Genomic DNA, 21,499 nt, shown 5'->3' with positions numbered 1-21,499 from the left:
GTCAACGGGGGCTGCTGAGCCACTCCCGCAGCTCCGCGTTGAGGGAGCGCTGGAACGTGGTCAGCAGTGCCTGCACCACCAGGGGCTGCATATGGGCGGAGAGCGACTTCACGTCCTGCGCCGCGCGTTCCGCAACCTCGTCGCGGAAGAGTCGCGACAGCTCGTGCGCGGCGGCACGCGAGTGCTCGATGAGAACGCCCCGCGCCGCGAGGATCGCCTCGTGCGACAGCGGTACGTCCAGCAGCCCGACCCCCAGCCGCAGCAGCCCGAGGTCGACGCGGTAGTCGCCGTCGCCGGCCTCGATCACACCCATCGCGGCCAGCCGCTCCAGGTCATCGTCGCCGAGCGCGCGTCCCGCCCGCCGCTCCAGCTCCGCCCGCGGCACCGTTTCCACGGCGTCCGGCGCCCAGGACGCCACCACTGCCCGGTGAATGGCGAGGTCGCGAGCGTCCAGATCCGGCGGCAGCTGCTGCAGATACCGCTCGATGGCCGCGAGCGTCATGCCCTGCTGCTGCAATTCCTCGATCAGCGCCAGCCGGGAGAGGTGCTCCGGACCGTAGTGCCCCACCCGGCGCGGACCGATCACGGGCGGCGGGAGCAGGCCCTTCGTGCTGTAGAAGCGGACCGTGCGCACCGTGACACCCGCCCGCGCGGCCAGCTCGTCGACGGTGAGCTTCGGCTCCTCTATGTCCGTCGCCATGGCCTGCTCCTTCGCGTACTGCGACTGCTGCGGTCCCCCGCGCGGGTGCGGTGCAACAGTATTGCTGTCTCACCAGCGCTGGGAAAGCGCCGCGGGCGGGCAGCTCACCAGCTCACTGCCCGCCCGCCGTCGCCTCGCCTGCCTCAGTGCTCGCTCTCGTGCTCCTTCTCGTGCCCGTGCCCCTTCTCGTGCCCTTCCTCGTCCCCGTGATCGTGCACGCCGTTCGTTGCGGCGATCTCCTTCCACGACTTCGGCTGGACCGGAGCCGTCCCGGTCAGCGGCGCGATCGAGGCCTCCCGGGCGGCGGGCGCACCCGGCTTCGAGGGCTGGTAGAGCCAGGTGTCGAAAAGGGCGGCAAGCGGTCGGTCCGAGATCCGCTCGGCGTACTTCACGAACTCGCCGACCGTCGCGTTGCCGTGCGCGTGCTTCTTCGGCCAGCCCTTCAGGATGGCGAAGAAGTCCTCGTCCCCGATCTCGTTGCGCAGCGCCTGGAGGGCCAGGGCGCCTCGGTCGTACACCGCGAGATGGAACTGGTTCTCCGGCCCCGGATCGCCGGGCCTGACCTTCCAGAACGGGTCGTCGGCCGGAAGCGACGCGTACACGTAGTCCGCGAGCTCCTGCGCCGTCCCCTCGCCCTCATGCTCCGACCACAGCCACTGCGCATACCGAGCGAAGCCCTCGTTGATCCAGATGTCCTTCCAGCCGGCGACGGACACCAGGTTGCCGTACCACTGGTGGGCCAGCTCATGGACGACCACGGACACGTTCGTGCCGTTCGCGAACTGGCGCGGGCTGTAGAAGGGCCGGGTCTGGGTCTCCAGCGCGTACCCGGTCTCGGTGGTGTTCGGGACGTAGCCGCCGAGCGCGTTGAAGGGATACGGCCCGAAGTACTCCGTCAGCCAGTCGGCGACCTCCCCGGTGCGCTCGATGCTCGCCCGCGCCGCCCCGTAGTGGTCGCCGAGCTCCTTGCTGTACGCGTTGACGATCGGGATGCCGCTCTCCGACTTACCGGTCGTGACGTCGAACTTCCCGATCGCCAGCGTGGCGAGATACGTGGCCTGCGGCTTGTTGGACCGCCAGTTGAAGCCCGTCCAGCCGGCCCGTGAACTCGTCGACTGGAGCGTGCCGTTGGAGATCGCCTGCGTGCCGTCCGGCACCGCCACCGACACGTCGTAGGTGGCCTTGTCCAGCGGATGGTCGTTGCTCGGGAACCACCACCAGGCCGCCTCCGGCTCGTTCGCCCCGACACCGCCGTCCGCCGTTCGGTGCCAACTGGTGAAGCCGTACGCCGACTTCGAGGACGGCACCCCGCTGTAGCGCACCACCACGGTCACGGGCGTGCCCTTGGGCAGCGGCGTCTTCGGCGTGACCTCCAGTTCATGCTCACCTGACGTCTTGAACGACGCCTTGTCGCCGTTGACCCGCACCTCGCTCACATCGAGCAGAAAGTCCAGATTGAACCGCGACAGGTCCTGCGTGGTGGTGGCCAGGAGGGTCGCGGTGCCCTCCAACTTGTCTGTTTCTGGCTGGTACTTGAGCCGGAGGTCGTAGTGCGAGACGTCGTATCCGCCGTTGCCGTAGGCCGGGTAGTAGGGGTCGCCGATGCCCGGCGCTCCAGGCGAGTAGTCGGCCGCCGATGCCGGGATCGCCAGCATCAGAGAGACCGCGAGCGCGCCCGGGGCGATGATTCTGCGGTGCACGTTCAGCTCCAAGTCGTGGGGTCATGAAGTCTGTTCGGACCCTATTCAGTCCCTGTGGTCTCTGTCGTGTCCACGGCCGCCCCTGTCACACGATCGCCATTCGGCCGACATGGGCTACTTCATCCCACGGGCCTTTCTGACACCTCCTCACCGAGGGGCCCCGTTCGGCCCCTCGGACCCCCAAAGTCCCCCTTTCGCCCAGGAGTTGACCGGGGTACCTTCCGGCCATGCCGATACGTGCGCGCGTCATGCGCTTCAGGACCTGGAGAACGCTCGCGACGGCGGCCACCGCCGCCCTGATGGCCACGCTCCTCACCCCGGCCGCCGCGCAGAGCGCCCCGCGGGAGAGCAAACCCGTGTACTCGTACGACAACGCGATCCGCGAATCCGTCTGGGTGGACACCCGACTCGACGGCGACAAGGACGGGAAGACCGACCGCGTCGCCGTCGACATCGTCCGGCCCCGCGAACTCGCCCGGCAGGGCCGGAAGATACCCGTGATCATGGACGCCAGCCCGTACTACTCCTGCTGCGGGCGCGGCAACGAGAGCCAGAAGAAGACGTACGACGCCAATGGCAACGTCGTCCAGATGCCGCTGTTCTACGACAACTACTTCGTGCCGCGCGGCTACGCGTTCGTCGGCGTCGACTTCGCCGGCACCAACCGCTCCGACGGCTGCGTGGACGTCGGCGGCCGCTCCGACGTCCAGTCCGCGAAGGCCGTCGTCGACTGGCTGAACGGCCGCGCCAAGGGCTACACCTCCCGCACGGGCAGCACGAAGGCCAAGGCGGACTGGACCAACGGCAAGACCGGCATGATCGGCAAGAGTTACGACGGCACCGTCGCCAACGGCGTCGCCGCGACCGGAGTCGAGGGCCTGGAGACGATCGTCCCGATCGGGGCCATCTCCTCCTGGTACGACTACTACTTCGCCAAGGGCGCCCCGCTGTACGACTCCGGACCCGACTGGCTGTCCAACTACGTCGAGAGCCCCGACGCCCGCGCCAAGTGCGCCGCCGTGCAGCAGAAGCTCGTCGAAGGAGCCCCGCGCACCGGCGACTGGACGAAGCTGTGGACCGAGCGCGACCACGTGAAGGACGCCCACAAGGTCGACGCGAGCGTGTTCGTCATCCATGGCATGCAGGACCTCAACGTCCGCGCCAAGCACTTCGGCCAGTGGTGGGACGCCCTCGCGAAGAACGGTGTCGAGCGCAAGATCTGGCTGTCGCAGACCGGCCATGTCGACCCCTTCGACTTCCGCCGCGCCGAGTGGGTGGACACCCTGCACCGCTGGTTCGACCATGAACTCCTCGGCTACGACAACGGCATCGACGACGAGCCGATGGCCGACATCGAGCGCGCCCCGGACAAGTGGGAGACGTCGCGCGTGTGGCCGCCGCGCGGCACCGACACCGTGAGCCTGCGCCCCGGCAAGGGTGAGCAGACGGGCGTCGGCACCCTTGGACTGCGTACCGGATCGGGCACCGAGACCTTCACCGACGACCCGAGCCAGGACGAGACCGACTGGGCCGCGCAGATCGATCAGTCCACGTCCAGTAAGGCCGGGTTCATCACCAAGCCGCTCACCCGCGACCTGCGGCTGTCCGGTTCCTCCAAGGTGACCGTCACCGCCACGCCCAGTACCTCAACCGCCCATCTGTCGGCGGTACTTGTCGACCTCGGCCCGGACACCATCCGCGACTACGCCGACGCGGGCGAGGGCATCACCACGCTCACCGACCGCACCTGCTGGGGCCCGAGCACTACAGGTGACAGCTCCTGCTTCAAGGAGACGAAGGCCAAGACCGCGGACGTCGACTACACCGTGTTCAGCCGCGGCTGGGCCGACCTCGGCAACCACGCATCCGACCTGAAGGGCGTCCCGCTCACGCCGGGCAAGCCGTACACCATCAGCCTCGACCTGCACGCGAGCGACCATGTCGTCCCGGCCGGGCACCGTCTCGCGCTGATCGTCGCGGGCACCGACAAGGACCTCATCGATCCGCCGTCGACCAAGCCGACGCTGAAGCTCGACCTGTCCCGTACGTGGGCCCGTGTCCCGTTCGTCGGAGGCGCCAAGGCATTCTCGGGCGCCACCAAGGGATCCCCGCACGTCAGCCCGGAGGCTAGGCTCGATGGAGTCGACGAGCCCCGGACCCCGCAGCGGGTGCCGGGAGACAGCCGCTGACCAGTGTTGGGAACGGCGGCACCTGTGGTAGTTCCTAGGGGCGCAACAAGGAACTAGTAGCGCAACAAGGAACATGTGTTTCCGATCAGTTTTCAGGGGAAGGTGCCGCCGATGACAGAAGACCTGAAGCAGAGGGGAGGCCTGGGAGGTTCTTCGGACATCCCAGGCGGCCCCGGCCACGAAACCGACCGTGTGGTGTTCGGCGTCACCGCAGCGCTCACCGTGGCCTTCGTTATCTGGGGCGCAGTCGCCACCGACTCACTGGAAAGCGCCTCGAGCAAGATGCTCGACGGCCTGATGCACAACGGCGGCTGGGCCTTCGTGCTAGCCGCCTCCGGTTTTGTCGTCTTCGCGCTCTGGCTGGCGGTCAGCCGCTACGGCAGGATCACCCTGGGCACCGAGGGTGAGGCGCCCGAGTTCCGTACCGTTTCCTGGGTCGCGATGATGTTCAGCGCCGGTATGGGCATCGGCCTGATGTTCTACGGGGTGAGCGAGCCGCTCTCGCACTACAACACACCCCCGCCGGGCACCAGCCCCGCCGACTCCGCGGAACGTATGGAGACGGCGATGGCCACCACCCTCTTCCACTGGACCCTGCATCCATGGGCGATCTACGCGGTGGTGGGCCTCGCTATCGCCTACAGCACCTTCCGCAAACGCCGGCGCCAGACGATCAGCGCGGTGTTCACCCCGCTCATCGGTGAAAAGCACGCCAACGGCCACGCGGGCCGGGCGATCGACATCCTCGCGATCATCGCCACCGTCTTCGGCTCCGCGACCTCACTCGGCCTCGGCGCGCTCCAGATCGGCTCCGGACTCACGGAGCTGGACTGGATGGACAAGGCGAACACCGCACTGCTCGTCACCATCATCGCGGTCCTGACGGTGGCCTTCGTCGCCTCGGCCATCTCGGGCGTCGAGCGCGGCATCCAGTGGCTGTCCAACACCAACATGGTGCTGGCGCTGCTGCTCGCCCTGTTCGTGTTCGTGGCAGGCCCGACCGTCATCGTCCTTGATCTGCTGCCCACCTCGGTCTTCTCCTTCCTGGGTGACCTGCCCGAGCTCGCCGGGCGTACCGAGGCCAGCGGTGGCGAGGGCGTCGCGGACTGGCTCGCCGGCTGGACCGTCTTCTACTGGGCGTGGTGGATCTCCTGGACGCCGTTCGTCGGCATGTTCATCGCCCGCATCAGCCGCGGCCGGACCATCCGGCAGTTCATCGGCGGTGTCATCCTCGTACCCAGCACCGTCTCTCTCGTCTGGTTCGCGGTCTTCGGCGGTTCCGCGATGAAGCTGCAGGAGGCCGACCGGCTCGGCAAAGAGGCGACGCCCGAGGGCCAGCTCTTCGCCGTCCTGCAGGAGTACCCCATCGCGACGGTCACCAGCCTGCTCGTGATGATCCTGGTCGGCATCTTCTTCGTCTCCGGAGCCGACGCCGCGTCCATCGTGATGGGCACGCTCTCTCAGAAGGGAGCCCTCGAACCCGGCCGTCTCGTCGTCGTGTTCTGGGGCGTGGTGACGGGAGCCGTCGCCGCGATCATGCTGCTTGTAGGCAGCGGCCAGGGGGACGCCCTCCAGGGCCTGCAGTACCTCACGATCCTCGCCGCCGCGCCCTTCGTCCTGGTCATGATCGGGATGTGTCTCGCCCTGATGAAGGATCTGCGCGAGGACCCGGTCATCGTGCGCAGTGCGATGGGTTCCGAGGCCGTGGAGCTCGCCGTGATCGAGGGGCACAAGCAGTACGACGGGGACTTCGGGATCCGGGTTGGTCCAGGGCCCGGTACCGACACGGAGGGAGACCCGCTCGGGCACGAGCACCGTTAGCTCCGCTGGTTGAGCAGGGGGACTGCGGTCGGCTGTTGGCTGCGGGTTGTACGTGGCTGGTCGCGCAGTTCCCCGCGCCCCTAAAAAGAGGCCTGCGGCCTTCTTTTTAGGGGCGCGGCTCTTTGCGTCAGCGGGAGGCGAGCTCCGCCGCCTCCCGCGCGCAGCCCCACGCCACGGTGACGCCCGCGCCGCCGTGGCCGTAGTTGTGCACCAACACCCGGCCGTCGGGCAGGAGTTCACGCTCCAGTCGCACCGCTTCACGTGCCGGCCTCAGGCCCACTCGGTGGTCGATGATCCGGGCTCCGGCGATCTCCGGCCGTAGCGCGGCACACCGGCGCACGATCGCCTCAGCCACGGCCGGATCGGGCGTCAGAGACCATTCGTCGTCCTCGGTGGTCCCGCCCAGGATCAGACCACCCGGCTGCGGAAAGTAGTACGTCGCCTTGGAGTCGGCGTCCCCCGAGGTCAGCCAAGTGGTCACCCCAGGGTTCTCCACCACCACCAACTGCCCCCGCACCGGCCACATCCTCGGATCCGGTACGAGCTCCCGCGCGCCCAGGCCCGTGCAGTTGACGACGACCGGCGCCGGGACCTCCGCGAGATCCGTGACGTACCGCTCCTCCACCCTCCCGCCGGCCCTGACGAACCGCTCGCGCAGCCAGGCCAGATGGACGGGCATGTCGATCAGTGGCAGGCGCGCCCACAATCCCACCCCGGCGTACTCTCCGGCCGTCGCCGCCCGCAGCCCCGGCACGCGCGCGGCCCACGCCCCGAGCCCGTCCAGCACCGTCTCGCCATGTACGCCCTCGACCATGCGTACGCCCGTATCCTCGGGCCGCGCCGCCAACTCCTCGTACACGGAGAGGGATTGGAGCGCCCACTCACCGACGAGCACCTCCGGCTCGATCCGGTACGGCCACCACAGAGCGCCGGCAACAGCCGAGGTTGTCCGCTCGGCGGGCTCCCGCGTCCAGACCCGTACGCGCCTGCCGCTCTCGGCGAGGACGACGGCGGTCGTGAGTCCTATGACACCGCTGCCGACCACGATCACGTCATCGTTCCGCTCACTGTTCACAGCCGGACGCTAACGGAATCCGTCATGCCGTGCTCACATCACTGCCAGTCTGGGGATACTCACAGCATGTCTGCCGAGTACGCGACCTTCGGCCTGGCACCGGCCATCCGCGCCGGTGGAGTCCTCACCAACGGTGACTACCAAGTTCACCGGGATTTCGTGGACTTCATCGTCGACGGACGGCCGCTGCTGTTCCAGCTCTCCGACCTCGACGCCGTCTCGCCGCTTGCCTCCGATATACCGCCCGCGATCTTCAGCGCGCAGGTACGCAGTCTCCTGCTGGAAGCCGACGCCCCCTTGGCGGGCGGCCGGTACGTCATTTACGGCTGTCCCGAGTGCGAGGATCTCGCCTGCGGTGCCGTCACCGCCGTGATCGAGAGACGCGACGACGACTATGTGTGGCGCGACTTCGCCTGGCAGACGGACGAGCGGGCGGATCTGGAGCTCAACGGGTACCACGGGATAGGGCCGTTCCGCTTCCGCGGCACCGAGTATCGCGCGGCGCTGGGTTCCCTGCTGACGGGCCCCGGCCTCACGGCCGCCGGAGGCGAGCGCCGCCGGGTCCTGCTCATCGGCACCCGAGCCGCCGTCCTCACCAAACTCGCCGCCGCCCTGCGCATCATCGGTATCGGCGCCGAAACCACCCAGGACGCCACCGACATCCCCGCCGACGAGCTACGCACCTACGGCGCCGTCGCCTTCGGCCGCGCCGTCACCGACCAGGAACGCGCCGCCGTACGCGAGTCCTTCGACCGCGCAGGCGTCGAGGTCGCGTACGTAGACGGCCTCGCCCCGATAGTCCCGCTCCTGGTAGCCCAGATCGAACACGCCCTGGACCGCAGCCCCCGGGAACAGCGCCGCCTCACCCGCCTGGCCACCGCAGACGGCGAGGCGAACATCGAGGTCACGTCTCCCTGCCGGGTCCAGCTGACCGCGTACCGCCTGGACAGGCTGTACCGCACACACGCGTACGAGCTCTTCGACGGGGTGCTGGAGGCGGGCGAACATCGGCTCGCCCTGGACGCGAAGGCGACGAAGGGGGAGTCCTTCATCGTGGCGCGGACTTCGGGGAGTGTGCTGGTGGAGGCGATGGGGGGCTGAGGGGCTGCGCCCCCGCATGGGGCGGGAGGCGCAGGAACACCGGGCGCTGGCCCCTGGACGGGCGATTAGGATCAGCGCCTGATGACTGCCACCCTCGTCGCAAAGAACCTCGCCGCCGGTCACGGTGACCGTTCGCTCTTCGCCGGGCTCGACCTCGTGGTCGCCCCCGGCGATGTGATCGGACTGGTCGGTGCCAACGGCGCGGGCAAGTCCACCCTGCTGCGCATGCTCGCCGGGCTGCTCAAGCCCGAGCAGGGCGAGCTGCGGCTGTCCCCGCCGACCGCCACCGTCGGACACCTGCCGCAGGAGCCGGAACGCCGGCCGGGCGAGACCGTACGGGAGTTCCTCGCCCGCCGCACCGGCGTTGCAGAGGCCCAGCGCGCGATGGACGAGGCCACGCAGGCGCTCGTCGACGGAGCACCGGGCGCCGACGACGCGTACGCCACGAGCCTCGAGCGCTGGCTCGACCTCGGCGGCGCCGACCTGGACGAACGAGCCGATCAGGTCGCCGACTCGCTCGGACTCGGCGTCGACCTGAACCAGCCCATGACCTCCCTCTCCGGCGGCCAGGCGGCCCGCGCCTCACTCGCCTCCCTCCTCCTCTCCCGCTACGACGTCTTCCTCCTCGACGAGCCCACCAACGACCTCGACCTGGACGGCCTGGAACGCCTCGAACGCTTCGTCTCCGGCCTGCGCGCAGGCACGGTTGTCGTCAGCCACGACCGCGAGTTCCTCACCCGCACCGTCACCAAGGTCCTCGAACTCGACCTCGCGCAGCAGCAGATCAGGCTGTACGGCGGCGTATACGAGGCCTATCTCGAGGAACGCGACGTCGCGCGCCGGCACGCCCGCGAGGACTACGAGGAGTACGCCGACAAGCGCACCGCACTCGCGGAGCGGGCCCAGATGCAACGCTCCTGGATGGACAAGGGCGTCAAGAACGCCCGGCGCAAGGCGAGCAACGACAACGACAAGATCGGCCGCAAGTTCCGTAGCGAGGCCAGTGAGAAGCAGGCCGCGAAGGCCCGGCAGACCCAGCGCATGATCGAACGGCTCGATGTCGTCGAGGAGCCGCGCAAGGAGTGGGAGCTGCGCATGGAGATCGCGGCGGCCCCACGCTCGGGCGCCGTGGTCGCCACCCTGCGCGACGCGGAGGTACGACGCGGCGACTTCGTACTCGGCCCGGTGACGCTGCAGATCGACTGGGCGGACCGCGTGGCCGTCACCGGCGCCAACGGCGCGGGCAAGTCCACGCTCTTGGGCGCCCTGCTGGGACGCGTACCCGTGGACGCGGGCCACGCCGCCCTCGGCTCCGGCGTCATGATCGGCGAGGTCGACCAGGCCCGCCAGCTGTTCTACGGCTCCGAGTCCCTGCTCGACGCGTTCTGCGCGGCGGTCCCCGACACCGAACCGGCCGAAGTCCGCACGCTCCTGGCCAAGTTCGGCCTCACAGCGCACCACGTCCTGCGCCCGGCGGCCACCCTCTCACCCGGCGAACGCACCCGCGCCGCCCTGGCCCTCCTCCAGGGCCGAGGCGTCAACCTCTTGGTCCTCGACGAACCCACCAACCACCTGGACCTCCCGGCCATCGAGCAACTGGAATCAGCCCTCGACTCCTACGAGGGCACCCTGCTCCTGGTCACCCACGACCGCCGCATGCTCGACGCGATCCACGTCACCCGCCGCCTGGAAGTCGATGGCGGCAAGGTGACGGAACGCTAGGGCGTCAGCCCCTGTCACGCAGCAGCGCACAGACGAAGTTCTCCTGTACGGCGCGCAGTTGCCGCAGCAGATCGGGCTTCAGGGCCTGGTTGATCTGGGTGGTGGCGGAGAAGGTCAGCGACCGGCGACCGTCCGGTGTGGCCGCGATCAGCTGCGTATAGCCGAGCGTGTTGCCGGTGTGGCCCAGCACCACCCCGCACCGGGTCGTGTACCGGAAGATGGCGAGCCCCGCGTCGTTACGCCCCGGCCCGGCGGGTTCGGACGCGGCTCCGGGGATCCAGCGCCGCTGCTCCCGGACGACATCGTCGCCGTACAGCCGCCCCCCGGCGTAACCGCGGATGAACCGGATCATATCGGCGGGCGTGGAGACGATGCCGCCCGAAGCCCATACGCCGGACATGCTGAGGACCTCGCTGACGTCCTCCGGCGGCTCGGGTGGGCTCACGTCGTAGCCGTGCAGATAGGGCTGCGGCATCCGATAGCCCTGCGGCAGGCTTGTGTCACGCAGGCCCAGCGGCCGGTACACCAACTCCGCCAGCAGCCGCTCGTACCTGACGCCGGTCGCCGCTTCCGCCATCAGCGCGACGGCGATGTTGTCGGAGTTGGAGTACTCGTACTGGGAGCCGGGCGGGAAGCGCAGCGGCTCGTCGGCGACGAAGTCGAGCAGCTGACGGGAGTCGAAGCGGTGCCGGGGGTCGGCCTGAACCGTCTCCACGAACGCCGGGGCCTGCGAGTAGTCGGGCAGTCCGCTGGTGTGGTTCAGCAACTGGCGCAGCGTAACGGCGCCCCATGCCTCGGGCAGACGGGGCAGCCGCTCGCCCAAGGTGTCGTCCAGGCGCAGTTCGCCGCGCTGGACGAGGGACAACGCCACCGCACCGCTGAACGCCTTGGCCGCGCTGGCGATGCGCATGTGATCGTCAGGAGCGGGCCTCCGCCCGGTGGCCAGGTCCGCGACGCCGGCCCGGACAACCCGCTTGTCCCTACCGTCACGCAGCACGGCGATAACGCCGGGCGGGCCACCCGGCGAGCGCACCAGCTCCTCCAACTGCTCCTGGAGTGGGCCGTGAGGGCGCGGTCCGGGCGGCGCGGCGGCACCGGCGGCGGCAGGAGACAACAGGGCCAGGCAGGCGGCGATGAGGGAGGCCGCACCCAGACGGGGCCCGAGCGGGGAACGGCGGCGGGATGGGGTGGGGGACGGCATCAGCTCTCCCTGAACGACGGCGCGAACCCGGGGAATCCGGGCAAATCCAGCTTCGCCCGCCAAGATCCAGGCAGCCGCTCGTGCTACTGCACTCGGCCCAACGGGCCCTACCCGCCGGACCGCCCAAGCCGCGTCCCGATCTCCGGGTAATCGACTACGAAGCCGTCCTCGTCGAACTCGATGTCGCTGCGAAAGTCCCCAGAAACGAAGCGAATCTTGCCCTGGCCCAGGTGCGTATAGGTCTGCGGTGACGGCAGTACGTCCAGCTCCGGCACCGAAACCAGCGCCATCAGGAACTCCCGTTCCCCGGGCGCCTGATGGAGCTCATGCCGTAGCACCGGCATGGTGTTGGTGAGCGGGCAGGAGCCGAGGTCGCAGTCGAGGGCACCGTCGACATCGGGCAGACGATCACCGTTCGCCGTCCACCGTCCCGCTCCGTCATGCCGCAGATCGAGCGTACGAGTACCGCCCGCGGACTCGACGGTGACGTACAGCCGACGCGTCACGAACCCGTCGGCCGTGTCGAGCTCGTAGGAGACCCAGTACGGCTCCGGCACCGTCCCAACAGCACGCCCGCGCGCCGTAAGCCCACCGTCACCCACTTCGACCCAGGCAGTCTCATACCCAGTGCTAGCCGCAACGTCCCAGGTGAGAACACGTGAGATGGCCATGGGCCCATTTTACCGAGCCGGGTTCGGCAGGGGCGCCCCATAGGGGCGCGGGGAACTGCGCGACCAGCCACGACGCCTCCCGCAGCTAAAAACACCCCCCGTGGGGGCCTGGGGGCGCAGCCCCCAGTTCCGGGAAGGGGCGGGCTTGGGGAAAGAAACCCTCACCCACCCCCACCCGCGCTCACCCGCGCCCCCGACCCCCCTTAGGGTCAACCAACCCAGCCCGCCGCAACGCATCCGCCATCGCACTGTTCCCAGGCGCCGGCGCCTGCCGCGCCCCGCCACCACCGCCGCCGCGACCTTGCTGCTGCCCCCGCTGCTGCTGCGGCGCTCGCCCGCCCCGCTGCGGCCGCCCCCCACCACGCGCCTCCTTAGGCGCAGCCTCATCATCCAACCGAAGCGTCAACGAGATCCGCTTCCGAGGAATATCCACCTCAAGGACCTTCACCTTGACGATGTCCCCAGGCTTGACCACATCCCGCGGATCCTTGACGAAGGTCTTCGACATCGCGGAAACGTGCACAAGCCCGTCCTGGTGGACACCGACATCCACAAAGGCACCGAACGCGGCCACGTTCGTGACGACCCCCTCCAGCACCATCCCAGAGGACAAGTCGGAGATCTTCTCCACACCCTCCTTGAACGTCGCCGTCTTGAAGGCCGGCCGAGGGTCACGCCCGGGCTTCTCCAGCTCCTTCAAGATGTCCGTCACCGTCGGCAGACCGAACGTCTCGTCCACGAAGTCGTCCGGCTTCAGCGAGCGCAGCACACTCGTGTTACCGACCAGCGAGGCCACCTCACTGCCCGCCGTCTTCACCATCCGCCGCACCACGGGATACGACTCCGGGTGCACGCTGGATGCGTCCAGCGGATCGTCACCTCCGCGAATCCGGAGGAAGCCCGCGCACTGCTCGTACGCCTTCGGACCCAGCCGCGCCACGCTCTTCAGCTCGGACCGCGACTTGAACGGGCCGTTGGCATCCCGGTGCGCCACGATGTTCTCCGCGAGCCCGGACGAGATGCCGGACACCCGTGCGAGCAGCGGCGTGGAGGCCGTGTTCACGTCCACCCCGACGCCGTTCACACAGTCCTCGACCACCGCGTCCAGCGACCGGGAGAGCTTCACCTCGGACAGATCGTGCTGGTACTGGCCGACGCCGATCGACTTCGGGTCGATCTTCACCAGCTCGGCCAGCGGGTCCTGCAGGCGCCGTGCGATGGACACGGCGCCGCGCAGCGACACATCCATGCCGGGCAGCTCCTGCGAGGCGAAGGCCGAGGCCGAGTAGACGGAGGCGCCGGCCTCGGACACCATCACCTTCGTGAGCTTCAACTCCGGGTGTTTGGTGATGAGTTCACCGGCGAGCTTGTCCGTCTCGCGGGACGCCGTGCCGTTCCCGATCGCGATCAGCTCGACCGCGTGCTCCTTGGCGAGCCGGGCGAGTTTGGCGATGGCCTCATCCCACCTGTTCGCCGGGACATGCGGGTGGATGACGTCCGTGGCGACGACCTTGCCGGTCGCGTCGACGACGGCCACCTTCACGCCCGTACGGAATCCGGGGTCGAGGCCCAGCGTCGTGCGCGTGCCGGCGGGGGCGGCGAGCAGCAGGTCGCGCAGGTTCGCCGCGAAGACGTTGACCGCCTCGTCCTCGGCGGCCGTACGCAGCCGGAGGCGCAGGTCGATGCCCAGGTGCACGAGGATGCGGGTGCGCCAGGCCCAACGGACCGTGTCCGTCAGCCACTTGTCGGCGGGCCGGCCCCGGTCGGCGATCCCGAAGCGGTTCGCGACAATCCCCTCGTACGACGAAGGTCCGTCCGTGGGCTCCTCGGGCTCGAGGACGAGGTCGAGGACCTCCTCCTTCTCGCCGCGCAGCATCGCCAGGATGCGGTGCGAGGGCAGCTCCGTGAAGGGCTCGGAGAAGTCGAAGTAGTCGGCGAACTTGGCGCCCGCCTCCTCCTTGCCCTCCCGCACCTTGGCCGCCAGCCGCCCGCGTACCCACATGCGCTCACGCAGCTCGCCGATCAGGTCGGCGTCCTCCGAGAAGCGCTCGGTGAGGATCGCGCGGGCACCGTCGAGGGCCGCCTGCGGGTCGGCCACGCCCTTGTCGGCGTCGACGAAGGCCGCCGCCGCGGCCAGGGGTTCTACGGACGGGCCACTGAGCAGGCCCTCGGCCAGCGGCTCAAGACCCGCCTCGCGCGCGATCTGCGCCTTCGTCCGCCGCTTCGGCTTGAACGGCAGATAGATGTCCTCCAGGCGCGCCTTCGTCTCGGCGCCGCGGATCCGGGCCTCCAACTCGTCGGTGAGCTTGCCCTGCTCACGCACCGACTCGAGGATCGCCGTCCGCCGCTCCTCCAGCTCCCGCAGATAGCGCAGCCGCTCCTCGAGCGTGCGCAACTGCGCATCGTCGAGCATCTCGGTCGCTTCCTTGCGGTAGCGGGCGATGAAGGGCACCGTCGAACCGCCGTCGAGCAGCTCCACGGCAGCTCTGACCTGCCGCTCCCGTACGCCGAGCTCCTCGGCGATCCTGCCTTCGATGGACCCTACTGCGATGGATCCGGCTGTCGTCACGATCCCGTACCGCCTTCTCACTGAGGTTGCGCGGCAATTGTGGCAGGTGGCACCGACAACGGGGGATCAGGGCGGCGCCGGACCATGAACAGAGCCGGACACGCCCTTGGCGGGTCCGGCTCCGAGGGCGGTCCGGAGTCATACCCTCCGGGCCCTCCCGGTGCGTCGCGTGGAGTGCGAGGCACCGCCGAGCAGCCGGGCCACGGCCCGGAACGGGAGCGTCACCACTGTGGCGATCGCCCCGCCAATCTGTCGCAACACGTCTGCGATCGCACGGAGCACGTAATTCTCCTTTCGTCTCCCGGCCCGTTCGGTCGCGGCCGGGGACGTCCGGGTACCTCGGAGAGCGGTTCTGATACGTGGGCCTGCGTGCGCGCCCGTCAGGCCCTCAGCCCTTGCCGGTCATGTCCTCCGGGAACGCCCCCGCCGCCAGCGCCGTCATCAGGAACCCCGTCGCCAGCTCCCTCAGGCGCTCCACCCCCTCCGCGCCCAAGTGCTCGTACGGGCCCCGGTCCAGGCGGTCCGTCTGCGACTCGATCTCCCGGCGCAGTTCGACTCCGTCCGCCGTCAACTCGCCCTCGGCGTCGAGCAGTCCGCGCTCCCGGAGCCGGCCGGACGCGGCGTCCCAGTCCGCGCGCCGCCAGCCACGGGTGGCGAGGACCCACCTCGGCGACATGCCCTTGCCGGTCGCCGTGTGGCTCACCAGCGCCTCCAAGGGGTCGAGTTCCGCGCCGAGCAGCACCGTGAGGTGCCCGTCCCCGCGGTGCTCGCGCAGCAGCGTGGCCGCGTGAAAGAGCGCGAGATGGGGCTCGTCGGGCACGGGCAGGTCCGCGTGAGCCGCGTACAGCGGGCGTGCGGTCCGTACGCAGGCCTCGGTCGCCCGCAGCGCGAGCTGGGCCGCCTCAGCCATCTCCGGTGAGCCGATCACCTCGTCGCCGAGCAGCCGCCGCAGCGTGGAGTCGGCGGCACGCGCGCGTGCCGCAAGCACGGCCTCCGGAGACGCCGTCCGCCACACCTCGGGTACGTGCTTCGCCACCAGCTCGTGGCGGAAGTTGTAGAACGTCGCGGTCACCACACCCGCACCCACAGCCCCCATGGCCGCGGCCCGCGTCGCGAAGTACGCGGCATTGCGGTCGGCGACCCCGAGATCGGCCAGTTCCCGCCCCAGGTCCGGCGAGAAGTAGAGCGCGGAGTGAAGCGGATTGAGGACGTTGTGGCAGCGCCGTCCGGCGCGTTCCTCGAGAGCACTGGTCATGAGGCGCAGGCTAACCGACTGCTCAGTACGAACGGAATGCCGTGCTGTCGATCCCTCTCGGCGGCTTCTCTCGGCAGGGTCGTCGGCATGGCAGGAAAGGTGGGGTGCTCGTCATTGCGGCCGTCACAGCGCGCACCAAGAATCGAGCACATGGCACCCCGAACCGTTCTCGTCGTCCTCTTCGAGGGCATCCAGAGTCTCGACGTCACGGGCCCCGTAGAGGTCTTCGCGGGCGCCGAGACCGGCCACCCCGGTACGTACCGCATCCGCACCGCCACCCTGGACGGCGCCCCCATACGCGCCACCAGCGGTCTCACCCTGGTCCCGGACCACGCCCTCGCCGACGCCCCCGCCCCGCACACCCTGCTCGTCCCGGGCGGCAACGGCACCCGGAATCCGGACCCGGACCTCGTCGACTGGCTGCGCGAACACGGCCCGCGCGCGGAGCGCCTGGTGTCCGTCTGCACCGGCGCGCTCCTGCTCGCCGCGGCGGGCCTCCTGGACGGCCGCCGGGCGACGACCCACTGGGCGTCCTGCGACCTGCTCGCCCGCGACCACCCGGCGATCGACGTCGACCCGGACCCCATCTTCGTACGCGACGGGAACGTGGCCACCTCGGCGGGAGTCACCTCCGGCATCGACCTCGCCCTCGCGCTCGTCGAGGAGGACCTGGGCCGCAAGACCGCCCTCGCCATCGCCCGCCATCTGGTCGTGTTCCTCCGACGCCCGGGAAACCAGGCGCAGTTCAGTGCCCAGCTCGCCGCGCAGACCGCCCAGCGCGAACCGCTTCGCGACGTTCAGCAGTGGATCAGCGAGCACCCCGGCGAGCCCTTGACCGTCGAGTCGCTCGCCGCCCGTGCCAACCTCTCCCCGCGCCACTTCGCCCGCGCCTTCCAGACGGAGACGGGCATGACCCCAGGCCGATACGTCGACCGCGTCCGCCTCGAACACGCCCGCCGTCTCCTGGAGGACACGGCCGACGGCATCGAGGAGATATCCCGCGCCTGCGGCTACGGCACCCCGGAGGCGATGCGCCGCGCCTTCGTACGGACCCTCGGCGCGGCCCCGGCGGAATACCGCCGCCGCTTCCGCCCCGTACCCGCCGACTGAAGCCGCCGCCTCAACTCACCGTCCGAGCCCACCGCCTGAGCCAACGGGCCAATCCGTCGAACCCGGCGGACCTGGCCGACCCGACGGACCCGGCCGTCCCGAACGAACTGACTGACCCGACCGCACCGACTGACCCGAAAGGACTCCAATGCAGATCGCCATCGTTCTCTTCGACCGCTTCACCGCCCTGGACGCCGTCGGCCCGTACGAGACCCTCGGCCGCCTCCCCGACGCGGAGACCGTCTTCGTGGCCGAGCAGACGGGCCCTGTCCGTACCGACACCGGCTTCCTCGCGATCACCGCCGACAAGACCCTCGCCGAGGTTTCGAGCCCCGACATCGTCGTGGTCCCCGGAGGGCCCGGCCAGTTCGCGCAGATGGAAAACGAGACGCTCCTCGACTGGCTGCGCACCACCGACACCACCAGCACCTGGACGACCTCCGTGTGCACCGGCTCCCTGCTGCTGGCCGCGGCCGGGCTGCTCGACGGCCGCCGTGCCACCTCCCACTGGCTGGCCCTCGACTTCCTCAAGCAGTACGGCGCCGAGCCGACGGGGGAGCGGGTCGTGACCGACGGCAAGTACGTCACCGCCGCCGGGGTCTCCTCCGGTATCGACATGGGGCTCACCCTGGTCGGCAGGATCGCGGGCGACGAACACGCCCAGGCCGTACAGCTGATGATCGAGTACGACCCCCAGCCGCCCTACGACGCCGGGTCCCCGCAGAAGGCGCCCGCGCATCTCGTCGAGGAGTTCCGCACCAACAGCCGCTTCACTCTTGTGTAGTTGAGCCTGAGGCGGTCCACGTGAAGCGTGGCTGACGGCGCTCCAGAAAAGCGGCGACGCCCTCCGCGGTGTCGCCGCTGCCGCGCGCCTGCCCGGCCCAGTACGCGTCCCGGTCCATGCGGCCGTCCGCGAACTCCTTTGCCGCGGCCTGCGTCAGTTGCGAGCGGGTGGCCAGTACGCGCGTGAACTCGGCGACCCGCTTGTCGAGTTCGCCCTCCGGCAGCACCTCGTCGACCAGGCCGGTACGCAGCGCGCGCTCCGCGTCGATCAACTCGCCCGAGAACAGCAGGTACTTGGCGGTGGCGGGCCCGACCAGCGATACCAACCGCCGCGTGGAGGAAGCCGGGTACACGATCCCGAGCTTCGCCGGTGTGATGCCGAACAGCGCGTCCTCGTCCGCGAACCGCAGATCGCACGCCGCCGCCAACTGGCAGCCGCCGCCCACACAGTGGCCACGTACAGCGGCGAGCGTCGGCTTGGGAAAGGCGGCGAGCGCGTCCTCAGCGCGTACCGCGAGACCCTGTGCCTCGTCGGCGGAGCCCCGCAGCGTCGAGATGTCGGCCCCGGCGCAGAAGGTCCCGCCTTCGCCGGTGAGCACCAGCGCCCGTACGGTGGGGTCGGCGGCCAGCGTGTCGAGCAGCGGCGGCAACGCGGCCCACATGCCGGCCGTCATGGCATTGCGCTTCGCCGGATGGTGGATCACGACGGTGGCGACCCCGTCGGTGACGCTGTGCAACAACTGCGGCTCCATACGCCGGATGCTATCTGTACCCGTACAAACCGAAGAGTTCCGAATTCGGTACAAGAAGGGCAGGGAGCGGTCTCTCGGGTCGTCGGTGTCATATGCAGACGGTCAGAAAGCGTCGATACTCGCTGACTTCTGTTCAGGACTTGGGTTCGCACCACTGCGTTACCAACACTCGACGTGTGGTGACGATCGAGCGCAAGGGTGGCGACCGGACGATGGACGACCATGGGCGGGGGCGCGACCCTCGCCCTGAAGGCGGCGGGGACACGGACGACGACAGCAGACCGCCGGACCCACTGCCGTATGAGGGAGTCTGGCGGTTCACGGCGCCCTCCGTCGAGGCTTCGGTTCCGCAGGCACGGCATGCCGTCCGCGATCTGCTGGCCCGCCAGGGCGTACCCGCCTCGGACGACCTCGTGGCGGGGCTCCTGCTGATCGTCTCCGAGCTGGTGACCAACGTGGTGCGGCACGCGGCGCTGCTCTCGCCGATGCTCGCCGTGGAGGTCGCCGTCGGCGCCGAGTGGGTCCGGGTCTCCGTCGAGGACAACCACCCCTACCGCCCGACCGCCTTGGAGGCCGACCACGCCCAGACCGGCGGCCGCGGCCTGCTCCTGGTGACCGAGATCACCAGGGAAGCGGGCGGAGCCTGCGACGTCGAACACACCGCCACCGGCGGCAAGGTGATCTGGGCCGCCCTGCCCCTCAAACCCGTACCGCCGAGCTAGTCACCAGCCTGCTGTCGGGCCCGTAAGTTCCCTGATCGCGGGGCGGGCGGCGTCCAGCACCGTCATGAACCACGTGGAGAACGGGTCCCTGACGTGCCGTTCCGTGAGCTCGGTGGGCGTCACGAAGACCGTCGTGCCGACCTCCTCCGGATCCGGCCGCAGCGGCGACTGGACCATGCCGACGAAGAGGTGGTTGAACTCCTGCTCCACCAGACCGGAGTGCGGGTCCGGGTGGTTGTAGCGAACCGTGCCCGCCTCGGCGAGCAGGGTCGGCGAGACCCCGAGCTCCTCGTACGTGCGTCGTGCGGCCGCCGCGAAGGGCGCCTCACCGGGGTAGGGGTGGCCGCAGCAGGTGTTGGACCAGACGCCGGGGGAGTGGTACTTGCCGAGCGCGCGCCGCTGCAACAGCAGCCTGCCCCGCTCGTCGAACAGGAACACCGAGAACGCCCGGTGCAGCTGCCCGGGCGGTTGATGCGCGGCGAGCTTCTCCGCGGTGCCGATCGTCGTGCCGTCCTCGTCGACCAGTTCCAGCAGGATCGCTTCGGCGGAGCCGTTCGACGAGGTGTGCGTCGCGGTGCCACGTGTGATCGGCATACCCATCCTTCGCATCGGACTTCGGGACCCAAGTCTGCCGTACGAATCCGGCACGCCCGACACCACGCGATGTCCCGCTTGTCCGGTTCCGCCCGCGCGGCCGAATCCGAACAAGCGGGGCCTCACCGATCAGACGCCGAAAGCGGCCGGATACCTGATCGTGCCCGTCGGTACCGGCGAGGAATCGTCCAGTACCAGGACCATCATCGCCTCGTCAGGCGCCTCGAAACCGGGCCGGATGCCGTATCCCGAAGCGGACGTGAAGCCGAAGCGCGGGTAGTACTCCGGGTGCCCGAGTACGAGTACCAACCGCTCCCCGCGCGCGCGTGCCGCCTCCAGCACGGCGCGTACGACGGCCGCTCCGGCGCCCTGCCGCTGATACTCCGGCCGCACCGCCACGGGCGCCAGCGCGAGCACCGGCGCACCGTCGACATGGCAGCGGGTGAGCAGCGCGTACGCCACAACTGTCCCGTCCGCTGCCTCGGCCACGTACGACAGGCCCGGCAGCCAGGCCTCCGGGTCCGCGCGCAGCGCGTCCACCAGCGCGGCCTCCGTCTCGGTCGGGAAGGCCGCGGCATTGACCGCGTACACCTCGGCGCGGTCGGCGGCGGTCTCCGGGCGCGTGAACCAGCCGGAGGGGTCGATCGGCCGCAGTACGTATCCGACGTAGCCGTACTCGCCGCCGTGCTCCCGGCGCTGCGCGATCTCCTCGCGCGCGCCGGCGACGGCCTCGGCCATGCCGGGGCGGGCGAGATCGGCCACGTCGGCCTTGGTGGCGAGTGGGCCGTAGTACTCGTCCCAGTCGGACTGGGGCTGCTGGTACGTGCCGAGGACGGTGTACCCGGCGGCTTCGGCCGCCCGGCGGTTCTCCGCGGTCGTACGCAGCTCGAAGTGGTCCTCCCAGAAGGCGCGGGCCCCCGGCGAGGGTGTGTCGGTGGTCCACCCGCACTCGGTGAGTACGAGCGTGCCGCCGGGGGCGAGCAGGCGCCGCCAGGAGCGCAGCGCGGTGTCGAAGCCGATGATGTAGGCCGAGCCTTCCGCCCAGATGAGGTCAAACGAGCCATCCGGGTAAGGGAGTTCGCCCATGTCCCCCTTGACGGTGCAGATCGCCTCGGCGAGCCCGCGCTCCTCGGCGGCTGCCCGCAGTTCGGCGAGGAACGGCTCGTGCAGATCGACGGCGGTCACCTCGCCGCCCGTCTCCGCGGCGAGCAGCAGTGCGGAGCGGCCGGGGCCGCAGCCCAGGTCGAGGACGCGCGGACGGGCGGGCAGTGGGCCCGCGAGGGAGAGGAGGTGCCGGGTGGTGGCGTCGGAGCCGGGGCTCTGCCGCGGAAGTCCGTGGCGCAGGGTGAAGAAGGCGTTGTGTTCAGCGTTGTCGGTCAACGTGGAAACCCTTTTGGTGAAGGGCCCGGCCGACGATCGCGAAGACAGCGAGAGTCGGCGAATGTCAGCCGCGGGCCCGGGAGTTGGGGATGCCTGAGTCGCTGCGCGCGGCAGCGCGGAACACGACGGTCATCAACCCACCTCCCAGATCGCG

18 protein-coding genes are annotated in these 21,499 nt (G+C 69.8%); 7 read left to right on the top strand and 11 right to left on the bottom strand.

The window, feature by feature from the left end:
- Position 1 precedes the first annotated feature (1 nt).
- Together ACQEVY_RS07110 and ACQEVY_RS07105 are read right to left on the bottom strand one after the other, a co-directional pair.
- On the bottom strand, positions 2 to 700 hold the full coding sequence (locus tag ACQEVY_RS07110; protein ID WP_432945955.1) for a MerR family transcriptional regulator: 699 nt from the start codon (positions 698 to 700) through the stop codon (positions 2 to 4).
- 143 nt (positions 701 to 843) lie between these two features.
- Entirely contained in the window at positions 844 to 2,400 is a 1,557-nt protein-coding gene (locus ACQEVY_RS07105; protein WP_432945953.1) for a M1 family metallopeptidase, read from the bottom strand.
- Between the two features lie 227 nt (positions 2,401 to 2,627).
- Here ACQEVY_RS07105 and ACQEVY_RS07100 point away from each other — a divergent pair, with 227 nt between their 5' ends.
- Together ACQEVY_RS07100 and ACQEVY_RS07095 are read left to right on the top strand one after the other, a co-directional pair.
- The gene (locus ACQEVY_RS07100; RefSeq protein WP_432945951.1) at positions 2,628 to 4,589 is read left to right on the top strand and encodes a Xaa-Pro dipeptidyl-peptidase; all 1,962 of its coding nucleotides are present in this window, start codon (positions 2,628 to 2,630) and stop codon (positions 4,587 to 4,589) included.
- Between the two features lie 111 nt (positions 4,590 to 4,700).
- Positions 4,701 to 6,410 carry a BCCT family transporter gene (locus ACQEVY_RS07095; RefSeq protein WP_432945949.1) on the top strand — a complete coding sequence of 570 codons (1,710 nt, stop codon included), beginning with the start codon at positions 4,701 to 4,703 and terminating at the stop codon, positions 6,408 to 6,410.
- Between the two features lie 127 nt (positions 6,411 to 6,537).
- Here ACQEVY_RS07095 and ACQEVY_RS07090 read toward each other — a convergent pair whose 3' ends face one another.
- A complete protein-coding gene (locus ACQEVY_RS07090) occupies positions 6,538 to 7,485 on the bottom strand; it encodes an FAD-dependent oxidoreductase (protein ID WP_432945947.1) in 948 nt (315 codons plus the stop codon).
- Positions 7,486 to 7,551: 66 nt separating this feature from the next.
- Here ACQEVY_RS07090 and ACQEVY_RS07085 point away from each other — a divergent pair, with 66 nt between their 5' ends.
- Positions 7,552 to 8,586, top strand: coding sequence for an oxidoreductase (locus ACQEVY_RS07085; protein WP_432945945.1), 1,035 nt, complete (start codon positions 7,552 to 7,554; stop codon positions 8,584 to 8,586).
- Positions 8,587 to 8,667: 81 nt separating this feature from the next.
- Positions 8,668 to 10,308, top strand: coding sequence for an ABC-F family ATP-binding cassette domain-containing protein (locus tag ACQEVY_RS07080; protein ID WP_432945943.1), 1,641 nt, complete (start codon positions 8,668 to 8,670; stop codon positions 10,306 to 10,308).
- A gap of 4 nt (positions 10,309 to 10,312) precedes the next feature.
- Here ACQEVY_RS07080 and ACQEVY_RS07075 read toward each other — a convergent pair whose 3' ends face one another.
- The 5 genes from ACQEVY_RS07075 to ACQEVY_RS07055 all read right to left on the bottom strand — a co-directional run bounded on the left by ACQEVY_RS07075 (position 10,313) and on the right by ACQEVY_RS07055 (position 16,004).
- The gene (locus tag ACQEVY_RS07075; RefSeq protein WP_432945941.1) at positions 10,313 to 11,509 is read right to left on the bottom strand and encodes a serine hydrolase domain-containing protein; all 1,197 of its coding nucleotides are present in this window, start codon (positions 11,507 to 11,509) and stop codon (positions 10,313 to 10,315) included.
- A gap of 107 nt (positions 11,510 to 11,616) precedes the next feature.
- Entirely contained in the window at positions 11,617 to 12,180 is a 564-nt protein-coding gene (locus tag ACQEVY_RS07070; RefSeq protein ID WP_432945939.1) for a putative glycolipid-binding domain-containing protein, read from the bottom strand.
- A gap of 181 nt (positions 12,181 to 12,361) precedes the next feature.
- On the bottom strand, positions 12,362 to 14,749 hold the full coding sequence (locus tag ACQEVY_RS07065) for a Tex family protein (protein WP_432945937.1): 2,388 nt from the start codon (positions 14,747 to 14,749) through the stop codon (positions 12,362 to 12,364).
- 138 nt (positions 14,750 to 14,887) lie between these two features.
- On the bottom strand, positions 14,888 to 15,031 hold the full coding sequence (locus ACQEVY_RS07060) for an LPFR motif small protein (RefSeq protein WP_328767262.1): 144 nt from the start codon (positions 15,029 to 15,031) through the stop codon (positions 14,888 to 14,890).
- A gap of 106 nt (positions 15,032 to 15,137) precedes the next feature.
- Entirely contained in the window at positions 15,138 to 16,004 is an 867-nt protein-coding gene (locus ACQEVY_RS07055; protein WP_432945935.1) for an SCO6745 family protein, read from the bottom strand.
- Positions 16,005 to 16,154: 150 nt separating this feature from the next.
- On the opposite strand from ACQEVY_RS07055, the gene ACQEVY_RS07050 reads away from it, so the two are divergent.
- Both ACQEVY_RS07050 and ACQEVY_RS07045 read left to right on the top strand, forming a co-directional pair.
- A complete protein-coding gene (locus ACQEVY_RS07050; protein WP_432945933.1) occupies positions 16,155 to 17,114 on the top strand; it encodes a GlxA family transcriptional regulator in 960 nt (319 codons plus the stop codon).
- 148 nt (positions 17,115 to 17,262) lie between these two features.
- Positions 17,263 to 17,898, top strand: a complete 636-nt coding sequence (locus ACQEVY_RS07045) for a DJ-1/PfpI family protein (RefSeq protein WP_432945931.1) — start codon at positions 17,263 to 17,265, stop codon at positions 17,896 to 17,898.
- Here the strand turns inward: ACQEVY_RS07045 and ACQEVY_RS07040 are convergent.
- Positions 17,885 to 18,649 carry an enoyl-CoA hydratase/isomerase family protein gene (locus ACQEVY_RS07040; protein ID WP_432945929.1) on the bottom strand — a complete coding sequence of 255 codons (765 nt, stop codon included), beginning with the start codon at positions 18,647 to 18,649 and terminating at the stop codon, positions 17,885 to 17,887. The genes ACQEVY_RS07045 and ACQEVY_RS07040 overlap by 14 nt on opposite strands.
- A 212-nt stretch (positions 18,650 to 18,861) precedes the next feature.
- Between ACQEVY_RS07040 and ACQEVY_RS07035 the strand changes: the two genes are divergently transcribed.
- Positions 18,862 to 19,371 carry an ATP-binding protein gene (locus ACQEVY_RS07035; RefSeq protein WP_432955104.1) on the top strand — a complete coding sequence of 170 codons (510 nt, stop codon included), beginning with the start codon at positions 18,862 to 18,864 and terminating at the stop codon, positions 19,369 to 19,371.
- On the opposite strand, the gene idi is transcribed toward ACQEVY_RS07035, so the two are convergent.
- Both idi and ACQEVY_RS07025 read right to left on the bottom strand, forming a co-directional pair.
- Positions 19,372 to 19,965: an isopentenyl-diphosphate Delta-isomerase gene (gene idi, locus ACQEVY_RS07030; protein WP_432945927.1), complete on the bottom strand. Its 594-nt coding sequence runs from the start codon at positions 19,963 to 19,965 to the stop codon at positions 19,372 to 19,374.
- Between the two features lie 129 nt (positions 19,966 to 20,094).
- Positions 20,095 to 21,345, bottom strand: coding sequence for a GNAT family N-acetyltransferase (locus tag ACQEVY_RS07025; protein WP_432945925.1), 1,251 nt, complete (start codon positions 21,343 to 21,345; stop codon positions 20,095 to 20,097).
- Positions 21,346 to 21,499: the final 154 nt, after the last annotated feature.

Source organism: Streptomyces sp. CA-288835 (assembly GCF_050936385.1).
Lineage (GTDB): Bacteria > Actinomycetota > Actinomycetes > Streptomycetales > Streptomycetaceae > Streptomyces.
The sequence above is the reverse complement of the archived record's forward strand: the minus strand, read 5'-3'. Positions and strand labels throughout refer to the sequence as shown.

What these genes read in the sequence shown, in the direction of transcription:
- ACQEVY_RS07110 (WP_432945955.1), bottom strand. Translation starts at nt 700, where the DNA reads ATGGCGACGGACATAGAGGAGCCGAAGCTCACCGTCGACGAGCTGGCC.
- ACQEVY_RS07100 (WP_432945951.1), top strand. Translation starts at nt 2,628, where the DNA reads ATGCCGATACGTGCGCGCGTCATGCGCTTCAGGACCTGGAGAACGCTC.
- ACQEVY_RS07095 (WP_432945949.1), top strand. Translation starts at nt 4,701, where the DNA reads ATGACAGAAGACCTGAAGCAGAGGGGAGGCCTGGGAGGTTCTTCGGAC.
- ACQEVY_RS07085 (WP_432945945.1), top strand. Translation starts at nt 7,552, where the DNA reads ATGTCTGCCGAGTACGCGACCTTCGGCCTGGCACCGGCCATCCGCGCC.
- ACQEVY_RS07080 (WP_432945943.1), top strand. Translation starts at nt 8,668, where the DNA reads ATGACTGCCACCCTCGTCGCAAAGAACCTCGCCGCCGGTCACGGTGAC.
- ACQEVY_RS07075 (WP_432945941.1), bottom strand. Translation starts at nt 11,509, where the DNA reads ATGCCGTCCCCCACCCCATCCCGCCGCCGTTCCCCGCTCGGGCCCCGT.
- ACQEVY_RS07070 (WP_432945939.1), bottom strand. Translation starts at nt 12,180, where the DNA reads ATGGCCATCTCACGTGTTCTCACCTGGGACGTTGCGGCTAGCACTGGG.
- ACQEVY_RS07055 (WP_432945935.1), bottom strand. Translation starts at nt 16,004, where the DNA reads ATGACCAGTGCTCTCGAGGAACGCGCCGGACGGCGCTGCCACAACGTC.
- ACQEVY_RS07050 (WP_432945933.1), top strand. Translation starts at nt 16,155, where the DNA reads ATGGCACCCCGAACCGTTCTCGTCGTCCTCTTCGAGGGCATCCAGAGT.
- ACQEVY_RS07045 (WP_432945931.1), top strand. Translation starts at nt 17,263, where the DNA reads ATGCAGATCGCCATCGTTCTCTTCGACCGCTTCACCGCCCTGGACGCC.
- ACQEVY_RS07040 (WP_432945929.1), bottom strand. Translation starts at nt 18,649, where the DNA reads ATGGAGCCGCAGTTGTTGCACAGCGTCACCGACGGGGTCGCCACCGTC.
- ACQEVY_RS07035 (WP_432955104.1), top strand. Translation starts at nt 18,862, where the DNA reads ATGGACGACCATGGGCGGGGGCGCGACCCTCGCCCTGAAGGCGGCGGG.
- idi (WP_432945927.1), bottom strand. Translation starts at nt 19,965, where the DNA reads ATGCCGATCACACGTGGCACCGCGACGCACACCTCGTCGAACGGCTCC.